The sequence below is a fragment of the Sediminicola sp. 1XM1-17 genome, assembly GCF_037203765.1.
Taxonomy (GTDB): Bacteria; Bacteroidota; Bacteroidia; order Flavobacteriales; family Flavobacteriaceae; genus Sediminicola.
In genome coordinates this window covers 198,125-220,581 of sequence record NZ_JBBCAS010000001.1, presented here as the reverse complement: position 1 = coordinate 220,581, position 22,457 = coordinate 198,125, and the positions used below count along the sequence as shown (strand labels likewise).

General features: G+C 41.2%; 24 protein-coding genes. 9 read left to right on the top strand and 15 right to left on the bottom strand.

The features are described 5' to 3' along the window. Positions 1–35: 35 nt before the first annotated feature. From WAA86_RS01020 to WAA86_RS01000, 5 genes are all read right to left on the bottom strand, one after another. On the bottom strand, positions 36–593 hold the full coding sequence (locus WAA86_RS01020; protein ID WP_337299106.1) for a hypothetical protein: 558 nt from the start codon (positions 591–593) through the stop codon (positions 36–38). Between the two features lie 567 nt (positions 594–1,160). Next, positions 1,161–2,714, bottom strand: coding sequence for an L-piperidine-6-carboxylate dehydrogenase (amaB, locus tag WAA86_RS01015; RefSeq protein WP_337299105.1), 1,554 nt, complete (start codon positions 2,712–2,714; stop codon positions 1,161–1,163). Between the two features lie 94 nt (positions 2,715–2,808). Continuing rightward, on the bottom strand, positions 2,809–4,458 hold the full coding sequence (locus tag WAA86_RS01010) for a CHASE domain-containing protein (RefSeq protein WP_337299104.1): 1,650 nt from the start codon (positions 4,456–4,458) through the stop codon (positions 2,809–2,811). A gap of 80 nt (positions 4,459–4,538) precedes the next feature. After that, positions 4,539–5,078 carry a 3-hydroxyanthranilate 3,4-dioxygenase gene (locus tag WAA86_RS01005; protein WP_337299103.1) on the bottom strand — a complete coding sequence of 180 codons (540 nt, stop codon included), beginning with the start codon at positions 5,076–5,078 and terminating at the stop codon, positions 4,539–4,541. A gap of 101 nt (positions 5,079–5,179) precedes the next feature. Next, complete coding sequence (locus tag WAA86_RS01000) at positions 5,180–5,656, bottom strand: CAP domain-containing protein (RefSeq protein WP_337299102.1); 477 nt, start codon at positions 5,654–5,656, stop codon at positions 5,180–5,182. 326 nt (positions 5,657–5,982) lie between these two features. Here WAA86_RS01000 and WAA86_RS00995 point away from each other — a divergent pair, with 326 nt between their 5' ends. Then, positions 5,983–6,747, top strand: coding sequence for an SOS response-associated peptidase (locus WAA86_RS00995; RefSeq protein ID WP_337299101.1), 765 nt, complete (start codon positions 5,983–5,985; stop codon positions 6,745–6,747). A gap of 81 nt (positions 6,748–6,828) precedes the next feature. Here the strand turns inward: WAA86_RS00995 and WAA86_RS00990 are convergent, their stop codons facing one another. Together WAA86_RS00990 and WAA86_RS00985 are read right to left on the bottom strand one after the other, a co-directional pair. Next, the gene (locus WAA86_RS00990; protein ID WP_337299100.1) at positions 6,829–7,875 is read right to left on the bottom strand and encodes an acyltransferase family protein; all 1,047 of its coding nucleotides are present in this window, start codon (positions 7,873–7,875) and stop codon (positions 6,829–6,831) included. A gap of 399 nt (positions 7,876–8,274) precedes the next feature. Next, entirely contained in the window at positions 8,275–8,796 is a 522-nt protein-coding gene (locus WAA86_RS00985) for a CvpA family protein (RefSeq protein ID WP_337299099.1), read from the bottom strand. A gap of 61 nt (positions 8,797–8,857) precedes the next feature. Between WAA86_RS00985 and WAA86_RS00980 the strand changes: the two genes are divergently transcribed. Together WAA86_RS00980 and WAA86_RS00975 are read left to right on the top strand one after the other, a co-directional pair. Next, positions 8,858–9,214, top strand: a complete 357-nt coding sequence (locus WAA86_RS00980; protein ID WP_337299098.1) for a hypothetical protein — start codon at positions 8,858–8,860, stop codon at positions 9,212–9,214. A gap of 2 nt (positions 9,215–9,216) precedes the next feature. After that, on the top strand, positions 9,217–9,525 hold the full coding sequence (locus tag WAA86_RS00975) for an antibiotic biosynthesis monooxygenase family protein (RefSeq protein ID WP_337299097.1): 309 nt from the start codon (positions 9,217–9,219) through the stop codon (positions 9,523–9,525). 43 nt (positions 9,526–9,568) lie between these two features. Here WAA86_RS00975 and WAA86_RS00970 read toward each other — a convergent pair whose 3' ends face one another. Then, on the bottom strand, positions 9,569–10,570 hold the full coding sequence (locus WAA86_RS00970) for an NAD(P)H-dependent glycerol-3-phosphate dehydrogenase (RefSeq protein WP_337299096.1): 1,002 nt from the start codon (positions 10,568–10,570) through the stop codon (positions 9,569–9,571). 613 nt (positions 10,571–11,183) lie between these two features. On the opposite strand from WAA86_RS00970, the gene WAA86_RS00965 reads away from it, so the two are divergent. Continuing rightward, complete coding sequence (locus WAA86_RS00965; protein ID WP_337299095.1) at positions 11,184–12,758, top strand: SulP family inorganic anion transporter; 1,575 nt, start codon at positions 11,184–11,186, stop codon at positions 12,756–12,758. Positions 12,759–12,769: 11 nt separating this feature from the next. Here WAA86_RS00965 and WAA86_RS00960 read toward each other — a convergent pair whose 3' ends face one another. From WAA86_RS00960 to WAA86_RS00945, 4 genes are all read right to left on the bottom strand, one after another. After that, positions 12,770–13,222, bottom strand: a complete 453-nt coding sequence (locus WAA86_RS00960) for a tRNA (cytidine(34)-2'-O)-methyltransferase (protein ID WP_337299094.1) — start codon at positions 13,220–13,222, stop codon at positions 12,770–12,772. Between the two features lie 90 nt (positions 13,223–13,312). After that, the gene (locus tag WAA86_RS00955) at positions 13,313–13,792 is read right to left on the bottom strand and encodes a c-type cytochrome (protein ID WP_337299093.1); all 480 of its coding nucleotides are present in this window, start codon (positions 13,790–13,792) and stop codon (positions 13,313–13,315) included. Between the two features lie 42 nt (positions 13,793–13,834). Next, positions 13,835–14,800, bottom strand: coding sequence for a YheT family hydrolase (locus tag WAA86_RS00950; protein WP_337299092.1), 966 nt, complete (start codon positions 14,798–14,800; stop codon positions 13,835–13,837). Positions 14,801–14,831: 31 nt separating this feature from the next. Further along, positions 14,832–15,806: an NAD(P)H-dependent flavin oxidoreductase gene (locus tag WAA86_RS00945; protein ID WP_337299091.1), complete on the bottom strand. Its 975-nt coding sequence runs from the start codon at positions 15,804–15,806 to the stop codon at positions 14,832–14,834. A 120-nt stretch (positions 15,807–15,926) separates the two neighbouring features. Between WAA86_RS00945 and WAA86_RS00940 the strand changes: the two genes are divergently transcribed. Then, on the top strand, positions 15,927–16,403 hold the full coding sequence (locus WAA86_RS00940; protein ID WP_337299090.1) for an acyl-CoA thioesterase: 477 nt from the start codon (positions 15,927–15,929) through the stop codon (positions 16,401–16,403). Here WAA86_RS00940 and WAA86_RS00935 read toward each other — a convergent pair. Both WAA86_RS00935 and WAA86_RS00930 read right to left on the bottom strand, forming a co-directional pair. Continuing rightward, the gene (locus WAA86_RS00935; protein WP_337299089.1) at positions 16,387–17,280 is read right to left on the bottom strand and encodes a DMT family transporter; all 894 of its coding nucleotides are present in this window, start codon (positions 17,278–17,280) and stop codon (positions 16,387–16,389) included. The genes WAA86_RS00940 and WAA86_RS00935 overlap by 17 nt on opposite strands. Continuing rightward, the gene (locus tag WAA86_RS00930) at positions 17,277–17,633 is read right to left on the bottom strand and encodes an arsenate reductase family protein (RefSeq protein ID WP_337299088.1); all 357 of its coding nucleotides are present in this window, start codon (positions 17,631–17,633) and stop codon (positions 17,277–17,279) included. The genes WAA86_RS00935 and WAA86_RS00930 overlap by 4 nt, the downstream gene beginning before the upstream one ends. Positions 17,634–17,719: 86 nt before the next feature. On the opposite strand from WAA86_RS00930, the gene WAA86_RS00925 reads away from it, so the two are divergent. After that, positions 17,720–18,181 (top strand): DinB family protein, encoded by a 462-nt coding sequence (locus WAA86_RS00925; protein WP_337299087.1) that lies wholly within the window; start codon positions 17,720–17,722, stop codon positions 18,179–18,181. On the opposite strand, the gene WAA86_RS00920 is transcribed toward WAA86_RS00925, so the two are convergent. Next, positions 18,182–18,937 (bottom strand): DUF3298 and DUF4163 domain-containing protein, encoded by a 756-nt coding sequence (locus tag WAA86_RS00920; RefSeq protein WP_337299086.1) that lies wholly within the window; start codon positions 18,935–18,937, stop codon positions 18,182–18,184. A gap of 87 nt (positions 18,938–19,024) precedes the next feature. On the opposite strand from WAA86_RS00920, the gene WAA86_RS00915 reads away from it, so the two are divergent. The 3 genes from WAA86_RS00915 to recO all read left to right on the top strand — a co-directional run bounded on the left by WAA86_RS00915 (position 19,025) and on the right by recO (position 22,457). Then, entirely contained in the window at positions 19,025–20,179 is a 1,155-nt protein-coding gene (locus WAA86_RS00915; RefSeq protein ID WP_337299085.1) for a cystathionine gamma-synthase, read from the top strand. Between the two features lie 103 nt (positions 20,180–20,282). Beyond that, positions 20,283–21,626, top strand: a complete 1,344-nt coding sequence (gdhA, locus tag WAA86_RS00910) for an NADP-specific glutamate dehydrogenase (RefSeq protein ID WP_337299084.1) — start codon at positions 20,283–20,285, stop codon at positions 21,624–21,626. A 111-nt stretch (positions 21,627–21,737) separates the two neighbouring features. Continuing rightward, positions 21,738–22,457 carry a DNA repair protein RecO gene (recO, locus tag WAA86_RS00905; protein WP_337299083.1) on the top strand — a complete coding sequence of 240 codons (720 nt, stop codon included), beginning with the start codon at positions 21,738–21,740 and terminating at the stop codon, positions 22,455–22,457.

The window sequence follows — 22,457 nt, the reverse complement described above, 5'->3', positions numbered from 1 at the left end:
AAACCGGTTCAATTTGAACCGGTTTTTTTTTGATGTTATAGTTTCCCTGCTTTGTGCTCTTCCTGCCATCTGGCCAAGGCCTTCCATTTTCCCTCGGAAGCCATTTTTGCTTGCATGGGCCAAGATCCGGGGTTGTGGATTCTATATCGGTCCCCTCCAGAATCCAATACTTCTTGGCATTTGTGCACGGATACTTTTGAAAGATCTTCCCATGATCTAATCTCATGGTCGTGGAACAATTTTTCAATCTTGGGTCCAATTCCTTCAATTACTTTTAAATCGTCCAGTTTAATTTTTTTGCCAAACGACTCCTTGGCCAGTTCGGCGTTGAACGAAACTCGGACATTTTGGGGGGGTGGTATTTTTACTGGTTTGGAAGCAACCTCGGCCTCCGACATGGAGGTCAATTGTTTGTTGCAGGTCTCTAGTTCCAATTGCAAGTTTTTAGTGCGCTCCCGCAAGGTACTAAGCTCTCTGGATAGGGAAGGATCCTTTGGGGCAGTTTTGCCCCATACGTATCCAAAAATGGTACAGATGATACCAAACATGGCCAATAAAAGCCAACTGGAGGTGGTCAGGTGTTCAAAATTCATATTTTTAAGTTTAGGTGGTTGGTATTGAATGGCAGGTCAGGATATGGTTCCTGTGATGGTTGATTACGGCAACCCGCCATTTCATCCTATTGGGTGCAAAGGCCGTAGTCATCATTTAAATGATTTCTAGGGATATGAAAAGGGTTCTTTGTTGGTCATTTGGTTGTGGGTTTGGTTATTTGACCTAAAGTATTAAAAAATCCATATAAAATGTGGATAAACAAGTTTAATTATTGTTGGTCAGATACTTATGTGTTTCTTCATCGGTAGAGGTGGCCAGGGTACATAAAGAGAATATATGCTATAAATTGTCATTTGTACAATTTTTCCTTCCAATTATGTAATGCCGGGATGTTTCAATGATGATTTTGCGGAAATTACTACTGTTTTTTCGGAATAAGACCCTATTCTAATAACCAATAAACTTTGGATGGAGTAGGGTTTTTTAATTCCAATTCAGGAACCGGGAACATCTATTTGAAATTAGTTGCAACGAATAACCCACCTTACTTTCAGGGGATCTCCAGAAGGCAAGGTGGGTTTATTTTTAACGGATAGGGGTGATGGCTATAGATCGAATTTTATCCCTTGTGCCAATGGCAGTTCCGTGGTGTAATTAATGGTATTGGTCTGTCTTCGCATATATATTTTCCAGGCATCGGATCCAGATTCTCTGCCTCCGCCGGTTTCTTTTTCACCTCCAAAGGCACCGCCAATTTCAGCTCCTGAGGTACCTATGTTAACATTGGCTATTCCACAATCGCTTCCATTTACGGACAGGAATTTTTCGGCTTCTCTGAGGTTGTTGGTCATGATTGCTGATGAAAGACCTTGAACCACCCCATTTTGAATGGCAAGGGCGTTGTCCACCTCCCCAGAATATTTAATAAGGTAAAGTATGGGGGCAAATGTTTCATGTTGGACAATTTCAAAGGAATTTTCGGCTTCCGCTATGGCGGGCTTAACATAGCATCCGCTTTCGTAACCTTCTCCTTCAAGAACGCCACCTTCCACAATAAGTTTTCCTCCTTCTTCCACTACTTTTTTAAGGGCATTTTGATACATTTTAACGGCATCGGTATCTATCAAAGGTCCTACGTGATTGTTTTGGTCCAAAGGATTTCCTATGCGCAATTGATTATATGCTGCAACAATAGCGTCTTTGACCTTGTCGTACATGGATTCGTGCACGATCAATCTACGGGTAGAGGTACAGCGCTGACCAGCGGTACCTACCGCACCGAATACGGCTCCGATCACCGTCATTTTTAGGTCGGCATCCGGAGTAACGATGATTGCATTGTTGCCGCCCAATTCCAAAAGTGATTTGCCCAGTCTAGCTGCAACAGCTTGCGCTACAATTTTACCCATGCGGATAGACCCCGTAGCGGAAACCAAAGGTATTCTTGAATCTTTTGTCATGAATTCCCCAACGCGGTAATCCCCATTGATCAAACAGGATATGCCTTCTGGCAAATTGTTCTTTTTAAAAACGGCCGCCGCAATATTCTGACAGGCGATCCCAGTTAGAGGGGTCTTTTCAGAAGGTTTCCAAACACAGCAGTCACCACATACCCAAGCTAGGGCGGTATTCCAGGCCCATACAGCTACCGGAAAGTTAAAGGCAGAGATGATCCCAACAACCCCCAATGGATGGTATTGTTCGTACATGCGGTGCCCAGGACGCTCGGAATGCATGGTCAGGCCGTGCAGTTGTCTGGATAGTCCAACGGCAAAATCGCAGATATCGATCATTTCTTGTACTTCGCCAAGACCTTCTTGATAAGATTTGCCCATTTCATAGGAAACCAATTTTCCCAGTGGTTCTTTAAGTTCTCTCAGTTTGTCTCCGAACTGGCGAACAATTTCGCCACGTTGGGGCGCAGGCATGGTCCTCCAAGTTTTAAAGGCAGAGGTAGCCGTTTGCATCACTTTTTCGTAATCCTCCTTGGAGGTGGTTTTTACCTTCGCAATCAACGCACCGTCTACAGGGGAATGTGAGGCAATTACGTCACCTGATGAAAAGTTATCGGAACCTGTAGAGGTTCCTAGGTTTATATCTTGGACTCCAAGCTGTTTTAGAGCTTCTTGGATCCCGAAAGTTGTAGCTATTTTTGACATTTTATAACTTTTTTTACAATAAATGTTAGAATTTCACAAAGTTATGCAATTAACCTTAGTATGAAAAGGAAAGGAAAACTGATTTTTGGGGAAGTTAGATGATATTCTTCAGATTTTTTACTGAAAGGATAAAACTTGTCCCTTGGCCGTTACTGGTATAGTTAAGTTCACCGGAAATCTGTTTGCAAAGGGAGTTGATTATTTTAAAACCGATCCCGTCGGTTTTTGCGGGGTCAAAATTTTTGGGCAGACCTTTGCCATTGTCTGTAAGTACAATGGTTATTATGCCTTCTTTTTTTGTTTCTTGCGTGACCACAATATGTAATTGATTGTCCTCGGAAGATATTTCAAAGGCGTGTTTCAAGGTATTGGTAACCAACTCTGAAAGAATGAGTCCAATAGGCACTGCCACGTCGAGATTTAGGGAAATTTCAGGACAAATGATGGAATATTTCACTGTGGGCAACAATTTTCTTTGATACACCATTAGGTCCGTTAAATAGTCTTTGAGATCTACAGTTTTTGAGTTCTCATCCTGGTAGATTTTTTGGTGGGTCAACGCAATGGCCATAATTCTCGACTGGCTGTCCTCCAGCGCTGTAATGGCCTCTTTATTTGTCAGTTTTCTCTTTTGGATATTGATAAGACTGGAGGTCATCTGTAAATTGTTCTTTACCCGATGGTGGATTTCCTGAAGCAGGTTTTCTTTTTCCTTATTGGAATTTTCCAGCTCCATGGTCCTTTGGCTTACCCTTGCCTCCAGGGTATTTTGGTAGCTATCATTCTTATACACTATAAAACCCAACATGGAGGTGATCATGAAGCCGAAGAGCAAAAGAAAATAGGACTCCCTAGTGTGGGGAAAAGTAGCGTATCCTTCTTTAGCAAAATATTGTATGTGCCATTTTCTGTTGGCTACTTTCAATGCTTTTTGTCGCAAGGCGGCCGGAATGTCTATTTTTTGGCTTTGGTCGAAACTGGTAAATAACGGGGTTTTGTTTTCATCCTGATCCACGATTACTATATCCAAGATTTTAAGTTCCGTGTCCAAGATTTTCCCGATGTAGTCGGTCATATCGTACACCCCCAGGACGTAACCCTTTACCTCATTTTCATTGTTGCCATACACGGCTTTTAATACCAAGAAACCATAATGATTGTTCTTTTCGGCAGTAATTAGATTAATGGGCTGGGAGAAAACGATGTTTCTGGTCCTGTTGGCCAGTGCAAAAGTGAAGGCGTTCCTGCTGTCTGATGATAGATCAACACCCACAACATTTCTGAGATGCGAAACGGGATTGGCAAATTCAATTGGAAAATAGAATTCTTTTCTATCGACCTCCACCAATCCCAGGACGCTGTCCAATTTAGAAATACGTATCGTACTGTCCATTACCTTTTGTTGTGTTTTCTCGAAACGCAATTTTTGGTCATATTTGATACGGGGCGCCCATTCCAATGCCTTTATTCCCGGTAAGCCTATGATAAAGGGGTTGGTAAACTCTTCAAAATGTTTTAGGGAAACGCTGTCATTGTTTTTGAAAAAGAAAGCCATGGACTCTATCACAATATTGGCCTTGCCCAATTCTTTGTTGAATTTCAGGTTCGCCCTTGCAATAGCGTTGTTGACGATAAAATTATTTTGGGTGATACGCCTTTGGTTGGCGGAATAAAAAAGAAAACAGGAAGCTAGCCCCCCTAAAAATATAATAATAAGGTACTTGAAACTTTCCTTGCCAAACATGAGATAATTTACTCATTATTTAATTTAATATCAAATATAAAGAAGATTTTTCTGACAGGGTACAATATCTGGCGATTGGGTTAATCTTTGGCGATATAGCGTTCATCCACAGGCATTACCGTCCCGCAATTATCACATGTCCTCAGCTCCTTGGAATTATAGAATGTTTTAAAGTGTTCCAAGAAATCTTTTTCGATGTTGTGCAATGGGAAACGGACCTCGTATAATTTATGGTTGCAATTGTCGCAAAACCAAAGCAGACCGTCCTGAAGGTCCATGGCCGATCTTTTGCGCTCTATGACCAGACCAATGGATCCTTTTTCGCGAACAGGGGAATGGGGCACATTGGCTGGGTGGAGGTACATGTCCCCAGGCCCTAATTTCATGGTCTTTTTTATACCGTCTTCCTGTATATGTACTTCAATATTGCCCTCCAATTGATAAAAAAGTTCCTCTGTCTCGTTGTAATGGTAATCTTTTCGAGCATTGGGCCCGGCAACTACCATAACAATATAATCACCAGCATCCTTGTAGAGATTTTTGTTTCCCACAGGAGGTTTTAACGTATCCCTATTCTCTTCAATCCATTTGTTCAAATTGAACGGTTGCTGTATGGCCATAATGTTGCTTGTATTTATTGCTCGGCCCTTTCCGTACCCTTCGTTTGGATACTTCAAAAGACTCCTGCTAATTTAAGAAAAGTTAGTGGCTTTCTGGACGGCTACTTGTAGAACAATTGGGTAAAATAAAAATTGCCGGCCTTGTCTTTTTTAACGCTAACCGCGGTATGGGAAAAATCGCCCTCAATATTTTTTCTGTGCCCGGCACTTGCCATCCATTCATCAAATGCCTTTTTTGCAGATGCATAATCCTTGGCTACGTTTTCGGCAACGACAGAGGCATTCGCTTCCGTAGAAATTTTGGAGGCTCTTGCACTAAAGTTGTCATGGTTAATTTTTCCCATGGCAATCATATAATCGGTATGGTCATTGGCATAGTCATAGGCCACCTCACTAAAATTAAGGCTAGGGTATCCCAATGAGCTCCTGTAGTCATTGACCATGACCAGTAACTCCTGTTCTACGCTAACTGCATTTTCGGCTTTTGGGACGTAATTTTCGTCTATGGATTCCTTGTTACAGGAAGATAACAACAAAACGAACAATACCGTCACAGCCAAGTGTAACCTTGTTTTCATAAAGTGCTCAATCGCAAGTAGGTATGTTCAGTCGCTAAGTAGGTAGTGAGGAATGGGGGCCTTTCTGTTCTGTTGATTTGGGGTCAACAACAATGTAATAATACTAAAAATTTTTAAGATAAGGGATAAATGGGCTCATTATTTCGGCGAAAGGAGGCCTTAATTTAAGGGTTGTAATAGTGTTCTTACATTTGTTCGGAGTTCTGATCAATATGGATTTGAGTTTGGGTTATTGTAAAATTGGGAGGGGTTGTAATTTTTCTGATTAGCACAAAAATGATAACTTTAAAAAATAACCTCAACGTGTATTAATTAGGATCTTTATTATGTGCTACGATATAAAAGCCAGTTTGGAAGCCCAGCTCAACCGCGCCAGAAGAAGTGGTGATAAGAAAGCTATGGAAGAAATCCTCGAGGAGCTGGTGCCAATGACAGATCTTCCATTGCACCATGCTACCGGTTTCAACCACCCAAAAATCCTCATCTATACCGATCGCTCCCCTGATTTTCCGGAAGTGTCCTCTTGGGGGCTTGTGCCGCATTGGGTAAAAGACCGGGTACAACTGACCAAGCTTTGGAACAATACCCTCAATGCCAGGGGGGAGACCATTTTTGAAAAACCCTCCTTTAGGGAAGCTGCCAACAACAGTCGCTGTCTCATTTATATTGATGGTTTTTACGAGCACCATCACTTCAAAGGAAAAACATATCCTTTTTTTATTCGATCAAGGGATCACAAGCCCATGGCGTTGGCTGGATTGTGGAGCGAATGGTACGATAAGGAATCCAAAACGTCAATGAACACTTTTTCCATTGTCACCACCAACGGAAATTCCATGATGGACAACATCCATAATAATCCAAAATTGAAAGGTCCAAGGATGCCACTCATACTGCCCCCTGCATTGGAAGATCAGTGGTTGAACCCCGTCCATGGGGAATTGGACAAAAAACAACTGGAAACCTTGATCGTCCCATATCCTGAAAAAGAATTGGAGGCCTACACTGTTGGGAAATTAAGGGGCAAGGAATACCGAGGGAATATTCCTGAAATTTCCGAAGAGGTGGTGTATGAGGAACTTCAGTTTTAGGTTTTTAATCTAAATTTAGCGTAATGTGGTCTTAGCTGAGTTATAGGGGCTAAAAGGATCAAAAATGCTTTAAGAAAGTGTCTAATATCCTATGATATACCTTGAATATTTTGGCAGGAGTCTCTTCACAATCAATGAGGTCCAAACACTAATTAATAATAGAAATAATGAAATGAAGAGATAGGCTATCCAAGGGTATGAAAAATGAATGCCAAAATAGGATTTGGTGTAATTCAGGATCCATAAAAAATATCCATGAAGGAAAAATATGGTAAAACTGGTCGTAGCAACAATATTTACATGTTTATTTGAAAAGTGCTCATATCTGTGCAACCATACCATAAAAAATAGACAAAGTAGTGTCTTTTGGATTAGCATTAAATCAACTCCATTAAATACAAAGAACTCTTTAAAATAATTCCCCTTGTTTCCAAAGTAAACTTCTAAGGCAGCAAAACCTAAAGCACAAGTGAGAAGCATCAAATCTTTTCCTTTTAATTTGAGATAGATCAACTCTTTATGGATTGAACATAAAATACCAAAGAGATAAACTGGCGTAAAATAGAGTAAGGAATGAAATACCATTAAATATTCAGACGGCCTGTGAATCAATGAAGAAATGACAAACAATAAAGATAAAACACCAAGCTGAATTTTTACATTCAATTTTATAAAGGCAATATGTGCTGGTGAAAATAAAAACAAGAGCAATGCAAATGGAATATACCAATAGGCTACCATATGCTCTCCGCTAAGAAAATACTTCAAGGCAGGGATAGCATAAACATGTAGTATGCCAGTAGTAAAAGTGGATGAACCATCAATCCAGAAATTTGGTTTAAACTTAAAACTTAAAATTATCGGGGCTATGGAAAGAATGGTGTACGGTAAAAATAGCCTTTTAAATTTGGACTTTAAAAAGCTATTGAATTTGTATTTTTTATAAAAAAGATGATGAAATAGAAAGCCCGAAATAAATACAAAAAAAACCGTCCCTCCATTGATTAGATTGTAGATAATTGGACCCCAAATATCTCCAAATTGAATATTGGAAATATAAAAGCAGTGTCCTGCAACAATGAAGAGAATGGCTATTGCTCTAAAATTGTTAATTGAATTTAAGAACATGTGTATTGGATTCGGTTATGTTATTTTAATTTTTTGTTCCATCCGATGAAGATGTATTGACCAACAATTATAGAACTTCAATTAAATTTTAATAACATAAAATCCAATTTAACTCAGGGGGAATTGTTAAAAAGCCATTTTAAAAGCTACAATATAAATTAATTTTTTTTAATGGTTTAAGGGGAGTACTGTTGATAGACCAAACGGATACGATGAAGAATGGTTCATTTAATACATATGATGTTTTGAAAATAAAATGTAAATCCAAAGGTTTGGAAAAATAAGCCGAGATATATATCCATGAAAAAATTCCTGAAATTTCCGAAGAAGTGGTGTAATAGGAACTTCAGTTTTAGGTGTCTTTTAATACGATGAGTATAAAAAAAGAATAACACCCCCTTAAATAGTGATATGTTCTTGGGATTCATCCAATGTTTTTTCCGGTCTCAGCACCTTGCTAAAAACAAAGGCTCCTATTTCCTTGACAGGTTCATAAAGTACCGATGACTCGAGGGCCTCTTCTTTGACAAGGCCAAACTTAAAAACGGAGTTGTGAAAAAAAATAAAAAAGGCACCGAGAATCACAGCGACCTTGAGTATGCCAAAAATACCACCTGCAATCCGGTTAAGTAGTCCGAGCATGGCAAAATCCACTATTTTGGTCAGTAGTCTTCCTATCATGGAAACCAATAGAATAATAATGATAAAGGTGATGATAAAAGCTGTAAGGTTTATATAGTTTTCATTCCAATGAAGATGTTCCGAAAGGAATTCCCCTACAATATAAGAAAAGTGAATAGCGCCATAAAGTCCGGCGACAAGCGCCACAAGGGAGGCTATTTCTATTAAAAGGCCGTTCTTGAGCCCTTTAAAAAGTCCGAAAAGTAACAAAAGGCCCAATACGATATCCAAAAAACTCATATGACTGTGTTTTCACAAATATAGAGTTTTGATTTGTACCTTTGGGGCTACAAAAAAAGTCATGGCAAGAGATATTGAATTAAAAGAGCGGTGGGAGCTGTTGGTGACCAAGTTATCGGCACAATTTGCGGATGGAGACCCACTGGAACTGGATGCAATCATATATTTGGTTGGAGTTCAGGAATTGGGGCAATTGCATAGGTCGTTCAAGAAAGATGAAAAGGTAAATTTGATGCACATAGCCATTTGTAGGCTGTTGGAGCCCTATGGCTATTATGAGTTCGATTATTTTGACGAGGAGGGGTGGCCGCACTACATTGTCAAAGAAGAACTACCCACCTTAAAGGCAGGGGAGCAATCGGTCTTGATGAAAGAGGCCTTGGTAGGGTACTTTACGGAAAAGGAATATTTGACCTAGAAATGCAACCACAGACTCCATATTATGCGGTTATTTTTACCTCAACCAGAACGGATGGGGACAAAGGCTATGCGGCAATGGCCAAAGAAATGGAGCAACTCGCCCAAGGACAACCTGGTTTTCTGGGGCTCGAAAGTGCACGGGAAGAAATTGGAATTACCGTGAGTTACTGGAAGGATCTACAAGCAATAGCCCAGTGGAAAAAACATACGGATCACCTGATGGCCCAGAAAAAGGGAATTGCCAATTGGTATAGTTGGTACAAGGTCAGGGTTTGTTTGGTGGAGCGGGAGTACGATTTCACCAAGTAAATTTGAACGTCCTTTGTGGTTACGGTCACGTTATAACCCCTGATCAATCCAATTTATCAGTTAGTTTTTGAAAGACCACCTTGGCATTCTTGTTCTCGTAAAGTATTTCGTAAACAGCATTCATAATTGGGGTCTTCGACTTCTTTTTGTGCTTTTGGTTCAATTGATAGGCACTTTTTGTGGCATAATACCCTTCTGCCACCATGCTCATTTCCATCATAGCACTCTTTACGGTATATCCCTTTCCTATCATATTTCCGAACATACGGTTACGGCTGAATACGGAATATCCCGTTACCAATAGGTCCCCCAAATAGGCCGAATTGTTAATGTTGCGCTTCATGTGGTGTACCCGCTTGATAAAGCGTTTCATCTCCCGAATGGCATTGCTCATTAGCACACTTTGAAAGTTGTCGCCATAACCCAAACCGTGGGCAATACCGGCCGCAATGGCATATATATTTTTGAGCATCGCTGCATATTCCGTTCCAATGATATCATCAGATATTTTGGTCTTGATATATTCACTGCTTAGGTGCTTGGCAACCAATTGTGCCTTGGATTTATCGGCACAGGCGATAGTGAGGTAGGACAATCGCTCCAAAGCAACCTCTTCCGCGTGACATGGCCCCGTGATAACCCCTATATTTTCAAATGGAATGTCGTATTTTTCATGGAAATGTTCCCCTACAATCAATCCCGTTTCGGGCACAATACCCTTAATGGCAGAAAATATTATCTTATCCTTTAAGGATGTGGTAAGATTGGATAGCTCGGAATTTAAAAATGCGGAAGGGATGGCGAAGATCAAAACATCAGAGTGTTTTACCGCAATATCAATGGAACTGGTTAGATTGAGTTTTTCCGTATGGAATTCCACTGAACTCAAATAATTTGGATTGTGTTTTTGTGTTTTTATATGGTTTATGGCATCTTCATTACGCATATACCAATAGACCTGATCTGAATTTTCGGTCAACATTTTCACAATAGCGGTAGCCCAACTACCCCCTCCTAAAACAGCAAACTGTAAATCTTTTTTCATTGAAAAATTATTCTTTTCAAATGTACTTAAAAAAATGAGTATCGCCCTACACGCAGAAACCAACAGTGTTTTGAACAGGGAGAAAATGGTAAAAAAATGACGGTAAATCTGATTGCTGTCTGTTAGGTTATCCCTTGTGGTGCGACCAATGGGCTGTACGAGAAATACTTAAAATTCTGGTTGTTTATTTAATTGAAAATTGCCCCGTGTCTGCTACCGGGGCTTTTTTGTGCTGTATCTACTAAGTTGGCAAAGCCGATCATTTAAAGTATTGCGAATTAAGCATACTGTCCTTCCCTTTTTTGACGCTGGAACTCAGTGGTGATCGGGATAAGGTTTTAATATTGAATTCTTTAGGGTGAAAGGTTGAGGTATGCTCAAAATGTTATGCTAAATCTTCAACATTCCATAAATAAGGAAAAAATCTCCCTATTAAATAGAGAATAATGGCTTTAACCAGGTAAAATTGGTATTTTTGCCCGCTTAATTAATAATATCATTCCATAATCAGCAACGTCATTTTACAAGAAGACGCTGCTTTATTTGGGAATGCTCAAAGTGGCTTATTCAAAGATGTTTGTCCGCTTGCAATAAATCATTTATTCAAAGATTGATGAAGAAGTATTTAAATCTATTTGATTTTTCCCAGAAGGTTAATTACAGAACAGAAATATTATCGGGACTTACGGTTGCTTTTGCCCTGGTTCCGGAAGCAATAGCCTTTGCTCTTATACCTGGGTTTTCTCCCTTAACCGGTCTATATGCGGCCTTCGTGGTGGCTTTGATCACTTCTATTTTAGGGGGTAGGCCGGGGATGATCTCCGGAGCAACGGGGGCGGTAGCGGTAATTTTTGTGGGACTTATCCTAGAGCTTAAGGACAATTTTCCGGACATAACCCCGGGATCTATATTGAACTACGTTTTTGCCACGGTGATCATTGCTGGATTACTGCAAATATTGGCAGGTGTACTGAAACTTGGGAAGTTTATCCGATTGGTGCCCCATCCGGTAATGTTCGGGTTTGTAAATGGTCTCGCCATAATTATTTTCATGGCCCAGTTTCCCAATTTTTATGAAAAGGGGACCACGGACCTATTATCTGGCTCCGCCTTTTGGACCATGTTGGGTCTAACCCTATTGACTATGGTAATCATATGGGGTTTTCCCAAGATTACCAAGGCCATTCCTTCTTCACTTTTGGCGATTGTTGTAGTGTCTTCCATAGTTTTGGGATTTGGCATAGACACGAGGACTGTTGCAGACACCATTGCGGTGGGAGAGAGCATCAAAGGTGGTTTCCCTCCTTTGTCCATTCCCAATATCCCTTTGTCCCTGGAAACATTTAAAATCATCTTCCCATATGCGGCCATTGTTGCGGGAGTAGGATTGATTGAAAGTCTTTTGACCTTGAATATAATTGATGAGATTACGGATACCCGTGGTAGTGGTAACAAAGAATGTATCGCCCAGGGTACGGCCAATATTTTTTCAGGGTTCCTTTCTGGAATGGGGGGATGCGCTATGATCGGCCAAAGTTTGATCAACACCTCTGCGGGTGCTAGGGCTCGATTGTCCGGTATAACCGCGGCTGTCATGTTGTTGGTGTTCATCATGTTCGGATCTAGCCTTATAGAACGTTTGCCCATGGCGGCCTTGGTAGGATTAATGTTTATGGTGGCTATTGGTACCTTTGAATGGGCCAGTTTTAAGACCTTCAAAAAAATGCCTACCTCAGATGTGGTCGTTATGGTTCTGGTTACTTTGATTACTGCAGTAACCCATAATTTGGCCGTAGCGGTATTATTGGGTGTTATCATTTCTGCACTGGCGTATTCGTGGGAAAATGCCAAACGGATCAGGGCACGTAAAAGTGTGGATGAAAATGGGGTGAAGACCTACGAGATATACGGTCCTCTATTTTTTGGTTCAACTACAGCGTTCGCTGAAAAGTTCGATATCCAAAACGATCCCTCCGATATCATCATTGACTTTCAGGAGAGCAGGGTTGCGGACATGTCCGGAATTGAAGCTTTGAACAAGATTACAGAACGCTATGCCAAGGTGGGCAAAAAGGTTCATCTAAAGCATTTGAGCAAAGATTGTAAGCGACTATTGGCAAATGCAGATGCCATCATAGAGGTAAATGTTCTGGAAGACCCAACCTATAAGGTCATGGCAGGAAAATAAAAAATTGATGATCATCTGAGTTTCCGTAACCCTTCATAGACTACGATCCCTACCGCATTGGCCAAGTTTAGGCTTCTTATGCGCTGATTGTATATGGGGATCTTAAACAAACGGTCTGCATTGGCTTCCAAAATATCTTTGGATAGGCCGGAAGATTCTTTTCCAAAGACAAGGAACATATCGTCTTCAAAATCAATGTCCCAATGGTCTTTGGTGCCGTGACTGGACAAAAAAACCATTTTTTTATGCTGGTTCATCTTAAAAAATTCCTCTTTGTTCTCATAGATGGTCAGGGTGAGATATTGCCAATAGTCCAATCCGGCCCTCTTTACCCGTTTGTCGTCCAATTCAAATCCAAAGGGCTTGATCAAATGTAGATGGGATCCTGATGCGAGGCTCAACCTTCCTATATTGCCTGTATTGTTGGGTATTTCTGGTTCTAGAAGTACAATGTTCAGCCCCATAATTAACTATTTCTTATCTATAAAAATAAAAGTGCGCTTATCCCAAAACATGATTAAGATAAGCGCACCAAAAATATACTCTAAATGAAATTACAGCGTTCGTAAATACTCTGCTACCGCTCTTGCTTCCTGCTCCGTAAGATTTTGGTTCAACATTTGGGCGTTATTGTATTCTTTTAATAAGGCTTTGGCAATAGGATCTTCCTTGAGCATGCCATCAGGGTTAAGGATCATGTTCATGACCCATTCAGGGCTTCTCCTGTCGTACACCCCTTTAAGGGCAGGGCCTATCATACGTTGTTCAGCCATATGGCAAGCGGTACAGATAGCATTGTATTTTGCTTCCCCTTGTGCTGCCAGATCGGCATCTATAGTGGCATCAAAAGTCATGGATTTTATGGGGCCAACTCCTTTGTTGCTCAAATCAACCGGAACTCCTGCATCATCATCGGCTGTTTTCGCTTCTTTTTTCGTACGGTTCATTTCAAAACCATCTTTTTTTTCTTCTTTCTTCTCCCCGCATCCAACGATTAGGGCGCCGAGGGCTAAAATTGTGAGTACCTTTTTCATTTGAGAATGTTATTTAAACCACTAAGATAATAAATAGGACAATTAAAGTACGTCTTCCAGGAAAATTGTACTTCTTTTTTCTGTGTAGGTCAAATTATCTGGGGCGTAGAAACCTACATGGCCCCCAAATTTTGGTATTTCAAGGAAAAGAGCTGTGTTTTTTTGGGCTTCTGGTGTAGGATAGCATTCCGGCCCTAAAAAGGAGTCGTTCTGGGCATTGATCATTAATGTGGGGATATTTATGTTCTCCAACAGTGGTAAACAACTACATTTTTTATAATAGTCCAACGCATCCTTGAACCCATGGGCCCTACTGGTGTAGATATCGTCAAAATCTTTGAGAGTTTTGATTTTGCTGATATCTTCATTAGTGATCTCTTTTGGAAACAAAGTCTGTTTCTGTACCAACTTTTCAATCAGGTGTTTTTTAAATCGCTTGGCATACAGAAAATTCCTAGGTTTCAATAATTCCTTTAGGGAACTATAGAGGTCGCAGGGAACAGAAACCGCAATTGCGGCCTTAAGTTCATTGGGCAGATCCCGGCCTTTCTCTCCCAAATAACGGAGCGCTAGGTTGCCACCTAGGCTGAAACCCTTTAAAATAATTGAACGGTATATTTGTTTGGAAATCAGGTGGTCGATAACCGCTTCCAGATCTTCCGTGGCCCCAGAATGATAGGATCGGAAAAGTCGATTGGCCTCCCCACTGCAGCCCCTGTAGTTAACGGCGCAAACGTCAAAGCCATTGTCGTTCATAACTTTGGCGCTCCCAGTAATATAAGGTCTTTGGGCGTTTCCTTCCAAGCCATGCAACAATATAACCACCTTGTTGGTTTTCTTGGAAGCAAAGCTCCAATCCAAATCCAAAAAATCTCCATCAGGAAGGGAAATCCGCTCTCGTTGCTGAACTATCCCATCTATTTTCCGAAGCACTCCGGCATAAATGGTGGCCAGGTCTCCACTTTGAAATAGGATGGAAGGCTTGTATTTGGAAGTGACAATGGGCATGGATCTATCTTATGGATAAATAGATTATACGTTATTTTGGATAAATTTCCAACAGTTTTGCTTGTTCTTCTATGGCCGATCTAAATTCAGTTTTCAATCGGTTTACAAGTGTTCCTACCGATACCGTATCATCTATGGTGGCTACTCCTTGGCCCGCGGACCAAATTGTTTTCCAGGCTTTTGCCTCTGTATCGAGCTCCTTGCCAAAATCTATCTTTGTGTCCTTTTTTAGATCCTCTTGGGTTATCCCGGCAGCTTTAAGGCTATCTCCAAGGAAATTGGCATGCACCCCAGAAATAGCGGCGGTGTAAACTACATCACTTGCTGTTGAATCCTCAATCATCTGTCGGTAGTTATCATTCGCCAGGCTCTCGGTAGTGTTGATGAACCGTGTTCCCATATAGGCGAGATCTGCGCCCATTTGCAAGGCCGACGCAATGTCCCTACCGGTGCTGATGCAGCCCGATAAGATTACGGTCTTATCAAAGAAACGTTTGATTTCGGCTACCAGGGTCATTGGGTTGATGGTCCCTGCGTGTCCGCCTGCCCCTGCGGCTACCAAGATAAGCCCGTCAACGCCAGCTTCTGCGGCCTTCTCGGCATGTCTTTTCTTGATGATATCGTGAAATACCAGTCCGCCGTAACCATGGATGGCATCCACCACCTGGGATACTGCCCCTAGGGAAGTAATGATCACGGGTACTTTGTGTTTGATGCACAGCATAAGATCTGCCTGTAATCTCGGATTCGTCTGGTGTACAATAAGGTTCACACCAAAAGGGGCAGGTTTTTTACCGGTCTCCTTTTCAAATTTCTCCAATTCAGTTTTTATTTGAACAACCCACTTCTCAAACCCTTCACTCGTTCTTTGGTTTAGGGCAGGAAAGGTACCCACAATGCCATTTTTACAACATTCTATGACTAATTCAGGACCGGAAATTAGAAACATGGGGGCGGCAATTGCAGGGAGGGCCAAATCTTTGATGAAAGGAGCTTTTGAATTCATGTGATTCCTATTTTGGTGTAATAATTGATATTTTTTAGTCTTGGAGGAGCTCTCCTTTTCAAAACTATGGTATTTTTACAATTATTATGCGTGCATAACAAAAAAATATTCCATAAAAACATGTATTTAAAAGAATTTGAAATCCGATGGAGCGATATTGATGCCAATAGACATTTGGGAAATACCGCCTATATCAATTATATGAGCCACACCCGTATGGCATTTCTGAATGAACTTGGCTTCAATCAAAAATCTATGGCGGATCACCACATTGGTCCTGTCGTTTTTTACGAGCATATGTATTACTTTAAAGAGGTGTTTGCCGGAAAGCCCGTAAAGGTTTCCCTAGAGTTGGTAGGGATGAGCGAGGATGGGATGTTCTTCGAATTCCACCATAATTTTTACGATGGAAAGGGAAGAAATTTTGCCCATTGTGAAATGATGGGGGCTTGGATTGATATGAACACCCGTGCCTTGACAGGGTTGGGATCTGAATTTTTGAAAAATTTCAATGCAGTGGAAAAGTCTCCGATTTTCAGAACCCTGACCAAAGAAGATACGCGCAAATACGCCAAAAAACCTATGGACCTGGTTTAGGCTTCTTGGTGGCCAAATATACCCCTGCCAAAACCAGGCCTATGGCCAAAATTTTGATTGCGGTGAGGTAATCCTTGCCCGTGACCAAAGCAAATAGAATGCCTATCAATGGCTGTATATAGACAAAAGCTCCCAAAGTGGATGCTTTTAGTTGTGTGAGCGCATAAATGTTGAACAAATAGGTAAGAAAAGTGGTGCCGATGACCACAAATGCGATGACCCCGATAACCTCAAGTGGCATTTGAGCCCATTGAATCTCGGTGAATTCGGCAATGGTAATGGGCAGATTGATGACAACCGCCAAGGTAAAAAGCCATTTCATCAGGGTAAAGGGATGGTACTTTTCAATTAGGCTTTTAGCAACGATCAAATAAGTCCCATAACTGGTAGCATTTAAAATAAAGAGGGCATTCCCCAATGGAATATTGGGGGCATCTTGCCTAATTTCCGCTCCAAAGAGCACGAGAGCCAAGGCCCCAATAAAGCCCAGGAAGACTCCGGAACCTTTTAGAAAGGTAATTTTTTCCTTGATGAGCAATGCGGAAAGGACTACCACGATAATCGGGGTAATTGTCATCAAAACGGCGCTGTTGATGGGGGTTGAAAGGTCTAGCCCCTTGAAAAAGGACAACATATTGATGACCATGCCCAAGACGGCGCAGACCAATACACGCAGCCAGTCCCTACGCTCTATGGTTTCTTTGGGACCAAAAAAGGATATCCCCCAAAAAAGAATGGCGGCCCCGGTGACCCGAATAAATATAAATCCAAAGGGTTTTACATAGGTAGGCATAACCCCTTTGGCAACGGTATGGTTAATGCCATATATTATGGTAGCCCCAATGGCAGCCAAGATGGCAAGGGTTCTTTTGCTCAAGGGTTCAAAGCATCTTTTGCGGCCGCAATTTCTTTTATGCTGTTGCCGATGAAAATTTGATTGTCGAGAAGAATTACGGGGCGTTTTAAAAAGGTATAATGTTCCAAAATCAAGGATTTATAATCCTCCTCGGTAAGATTTTTGTCGGCCAGACCCCTTTCCTTGTACATCCTGGCCCTTTTACTGAAGAGACTTTCGTAACTGCCCGAAAGATTTTTCATTCCCTCCAATTGTGCTGGACTTATGGATACGGTTTTGATATCCTGTAGGGTAACGTCGTTCGGCGGCTGCAGTTCTTTCAATATTCTCTTGCAGGTATCACAAGTGCTCAGGTGATATATTTTTTTTGTCATGACCAGAAACAATTTTAATAGGTAAATGCACTACAAAGAAACCTAAATCAAATGGATTGTACTATTTTTATGGAAAATTCAAGACTTTGGAATACTTACTTGACATCACCTTACAGAACAGAAAACTATTGCACAAACTCCTTACAGAAACACCGCGGGAGCAGTTGTTCGAAATCCCCCAAGGCTTTAACAACAACATATGGTGGAACATTGCCCATGTGGTGGTCACCCAACAGCTATTGGTCTATAAATTGAGCAATCTTCAGATGCGGGTCGATGATGACATGGTAGAAGCCTATAGAAAAGGAACTTTTCCAAAGGGTGAGGCTTCCGATGAAGAAGTCAAGATGGTTGCCGCACTTTTGTTTTCCACATTGGAATGGTTCAAAGAGGATTACGATAATGGGCTGTTCAAGGAATTCAACAGTTATACTACCAGTGTAAATGTCACGTTGCACAAAGTGGAAGATTCCATCGCATTCAATACGTTTCACGAAGGTATCCACCTGGGAGCTATCCTTGCATTAAAAAGGGCGGTACAGCAGTAATCAATCTGCCTTTTTAATAAATTTAAAAGCCATATATTCCTTGATCTCTTCAAAGGGCAGGTTTATTACAATTGGGCCATCGGCATAGGAAGCAACTTCATATTGGTCGTAAAAAAGTTGAAGGCCATCTTTGGTAAAACCAATATTTTCGGAGAGGTAAAACATGTTGTTGTCGAACATAAACCCCGTGCTGTTGATAGGTTTACCCATGGGCACCTGCTCTTGAATCCTGAATTTGGTTTCGGCAAAACGCAGAAAAGCATCCTGATCCTTGAACAATTCCAAGTTTTCCATTTCCAAGCCTTTCTTTTTGTCGAAGTTGAGAAAGCGGGTCGGGGCATAACCATGGGCCCCTCCCGTAAAAATATAGGACTTTAGTTGAATGGTCACCAAATTTTCGTCCTCATAGGCGACCTCTCCCTCTACTTTGGCTTCCCAGCCTATTGTTTCATCAGGGAATTTGGATTTCTGTAAGTCATATCCATTTTTAAAGGAAGCAATGGCATCTTCTATGTTCGAAACATCCACCCCATCTTCAAAGGTCAACAAATAAATGATTTCCTCTTTTAGTGAATTGTTGATGGTTTTGGAGATTTTAGAATCTTCCAATGCATTGGGAATGGTTATTTTTACTTTGGGACAATTTGCACAACTATCGCTCAGGTAATTGATGGGGGCAAAAGCTAATTTTTCTTCTTTTTCACAGCTTATAAGTGCCAATGACCATAAAATTAAAAAAAGAAATAGCTTCCTCATAGGATTCGGATTGAGTTAGATCACAAAAGTAATGCATCATTGCATTCATCAAAAGATAACGATACATTTGTGAGAGAAAATTTTAATATGGGCGCAAAAGGCTTAAGATTCAACAGTAAAACAATCCACGGAGGACAGCATCCTGATAAGGCCTATGGGGCGGTAATGCCCCCAATATATCAAACTTCAACGTATGCCCAGGCCACGCCGGGCGGGCACCAAGGATATGAATATTCCAGAAGTGCGAACCCAACGAGGACCGCTCTGGAAAACTCCTTGGCGAGTATAGAAAACGGTAACTACGGTTTGGCCTTTGGAAGTGGATTGGCGGCAATAGATGCTGTAATAAAATTACTGTCCCCTGGTGATGAGGTCATTTCGACCAACGATCTTTACGGAGGGAGCTATAGATTGTTCAAAATGGTCTTCGAAAAGTTTGGCATTACCTTTCATTTTGTAGGTATGCAGAATGCGGATAAAATTGCTGATTATATCAATGGGAAGACCAAATTGATCTGGGTAGAGACCCCAACAAACCCAATGATGAATATCATAGATATCGTTTCGGTTGCCCATCTGGCAAAAAAGCACAGTGTTCTATTGGCGGTAGACAATACATTTGCCACGCCTTATTTGCAACAACCATTGGATTTAGGGGCAGATATAGTAATGCACTCGGCTACGAAATATTTGGGAGGGCACAGTGATGTGGTCGTTGGGGCATTAGTGGTAAAGGATAAGGCATTGGCGGACCAATTGTATTTTATACAGAATGCAAGTGGTGCGGTTTGCGGACCTATGGACAGTTTCTTGGTGCTTCGAGGAATCAAGACCCTTCATATTAGAATGCAGAGGCACTGTGAGAACGGAAGGGCCATAGCCCAATATTTAAGGAGCCATCCAAAAATAGACAAGGTCTATTGGCCGGGCTTTGAGGACCATCCCAACCACCATATAGCCAAAAGCCAGATGAAGGATTTTGGAGGGATGATTTCTTTTGTGCCCAAAGGGGCAAATTACGAGGATGCCGTGGCCATTGTGGAAAAACTAAAACTTTTCACCTTGGCAGAATCTTTGGGTGGGGTGGAAAGCTTGGCCGGACACCCGGCAAGTATGACCCATGCGAGTATCCCAAAAGAAGAACGCGAAAAAAGTGGGGTAGTGGATGCTCTGATACGCTTAAGTGTTGGTATAGAAGATGAAAATGATCTAATAGCCGACTTGGAACAGGCGATAGGATAGTATTTTGTCAAATTTTTAAAAAAATAGGGTATAAATTGTTGGAATAATATAATTTTGCCCGTATATTTTCAATTCATCAAGATTAACATTATCAAGTTTTTTTATGGAAGCAAAGATTAAAGCGTTTATGGACGAGGTAAGGTCTCGTAATGGACACGAACCAGAATTCATACAGGCGGTTCATGAAGTAGCTGAAACCGTAATACCTTATATAGCAGACCACGATATCTACAATGGGAAGAATATCCTATTGAGAATGGTAGAGCCGGAAAGATTGATTTCCTTCAGGGTTTCTTGGATTGATGACGATGGGGAGATCCACGTTAACAGAGGATATAGAATTCAAATGAACTCTGCTATTGGCCCGTACAAAGGAGGACTTCGTTTTCACCCGACAGTAAATGCCAGTATCTTGAAGTTCTTGGCTTTTGAGCAGGTCTTTAAAAATAGTTTGACCACATTGCCCATGGGTGGTGGTAAAGGTGGATCTGATTTTGATCCAAAAGGAAAATCTGATGATGAGATCATGCGCTTTTGCCATGCTTTCATGGCTGAACTTTGTAGGCATATAGGCCCTAACACGGATGTACCTGCTGGAGATATCGGTGTTGGTGCAAGAGAAATAGGATTCTTGTTCGGAATGTACAAGAAAATAAGGAATGAGTTTACTGGAGTTCTTACCGGTAAAGGTCTTTCATGGGGTGGGTCCCTGATACGTCCGGAAGCCACTGGATATGGAACCGTATATTTTGCACAAAGTATGATGCAGACCCAGGGGAAAGATTTTTCAGGAAAGAATGTAGTCATCTCTGGTTCTGGTAACGTAGCCCAGTATGCAGCTGAAAAAGCTTTGCAATTGGGTGCGAAGGTTCTTACCTTATCGGATTCTGAGGGCTTTATCCACGACAAAGATGGTATCAATGAGGAGAAACTTGCCTTTGTTATGGATTTGAAAAATAACAAGAGAGGTAGAATCTCTGAATATGTTGATAAGTACAAATCTGCTACTTTCCATAAAGGAGAAAGACCATGGGGGATCGCTTGTGACATAGCGCTACCATGTGCTACTCAAAATGAGTTGAACGGTGAGGAGGCCAAAACGCTTGTTAAGAACGGATGTATCTGTGTGGCGGAAGGAGCTAACATGCCTTCTACTCCAGAAGCCATCCATGAGTTCCATACGGCAAAAATTTTGTTCGCACCAGGAAAGGCTTCCAACGCCGGTGGTGTTGCTACCTCTGGACTGGAAATGTCCCAGAACTCTTTGAGGATCAGCTGGACTAGAGCCGAAGTTGATGATCGATTGAAAGGAATTATGGAAGATATCCACGATTCTTGTATTAAGTACGGTAAAGACGAGAATGGATACTGTAACTATGTAAAAGGGGCAAATATTGCTGGCTTTGTTAAGGTTGCAGATGCCATGCTGGCCCAAGGGGTTATTTAAGGATAACAACATATAGAAATAAAAGGCTTCCCATATTTTGGGGAGCCTTTTTATTTTGGACCTACTTTTTTATGATTGAACCATTATCTTTAGGGTTCCTAATCACTATAGATGCAAGTTACGACCAAGGCAATAGTTCTTTCAGGGCTCAAATACGGGGACACTAGTCTGATCGTCAGGGCGTTCACGGAGCAGAGCGGCTTAAAAACCTATCTGTTGAAAGGTGTTCTGGCATCTAAAAAAGGAAAAATAAAATCGGCCTATTTTCAACCCTTGATGCAATTGGAAGTGGTTGCCTATCATAAGAACAAGGGAACCATGGAGCGTATTAGTGAGGTGCGCGTAAATTACCATTACGAATCATTACATACCAATATCACCAAAAATGCGATGACCCTGTTTTTGGCGGAAATGTTGGCCAATAGTATTTTTGAGGAAGAGGAAAACCAGGAATTGTACCAATTTATTGAGGCGTCCCTGCAATGGTTGGATACCCATGATGAGATCTCCAATTTTCACCTGTACTTTTTACTTCGATTGACCAAGTATTTCGGCTTTTTTCCACAGATGGGCAGTACGGATGCCCCCTATTTTAATTTATTGGCTGGGGAGTTTGTCTATAGCACATCCTTGGACCCTATCCTGTACGGCGAAAATTTAAAATTCTTTAAGATGTTTTTGGGCATAAATTTTGATGAGTTACATACTGTAAAAATGAAGAAGGTGAACCGGCAGGAATTGCTGAAATCACTGATTCTATATTTTGAATTACATTTACAGGGATTTCGAAAACCAAAGTCCTTGGCGGTCTTAAATGAAGTTTTCAGTTAG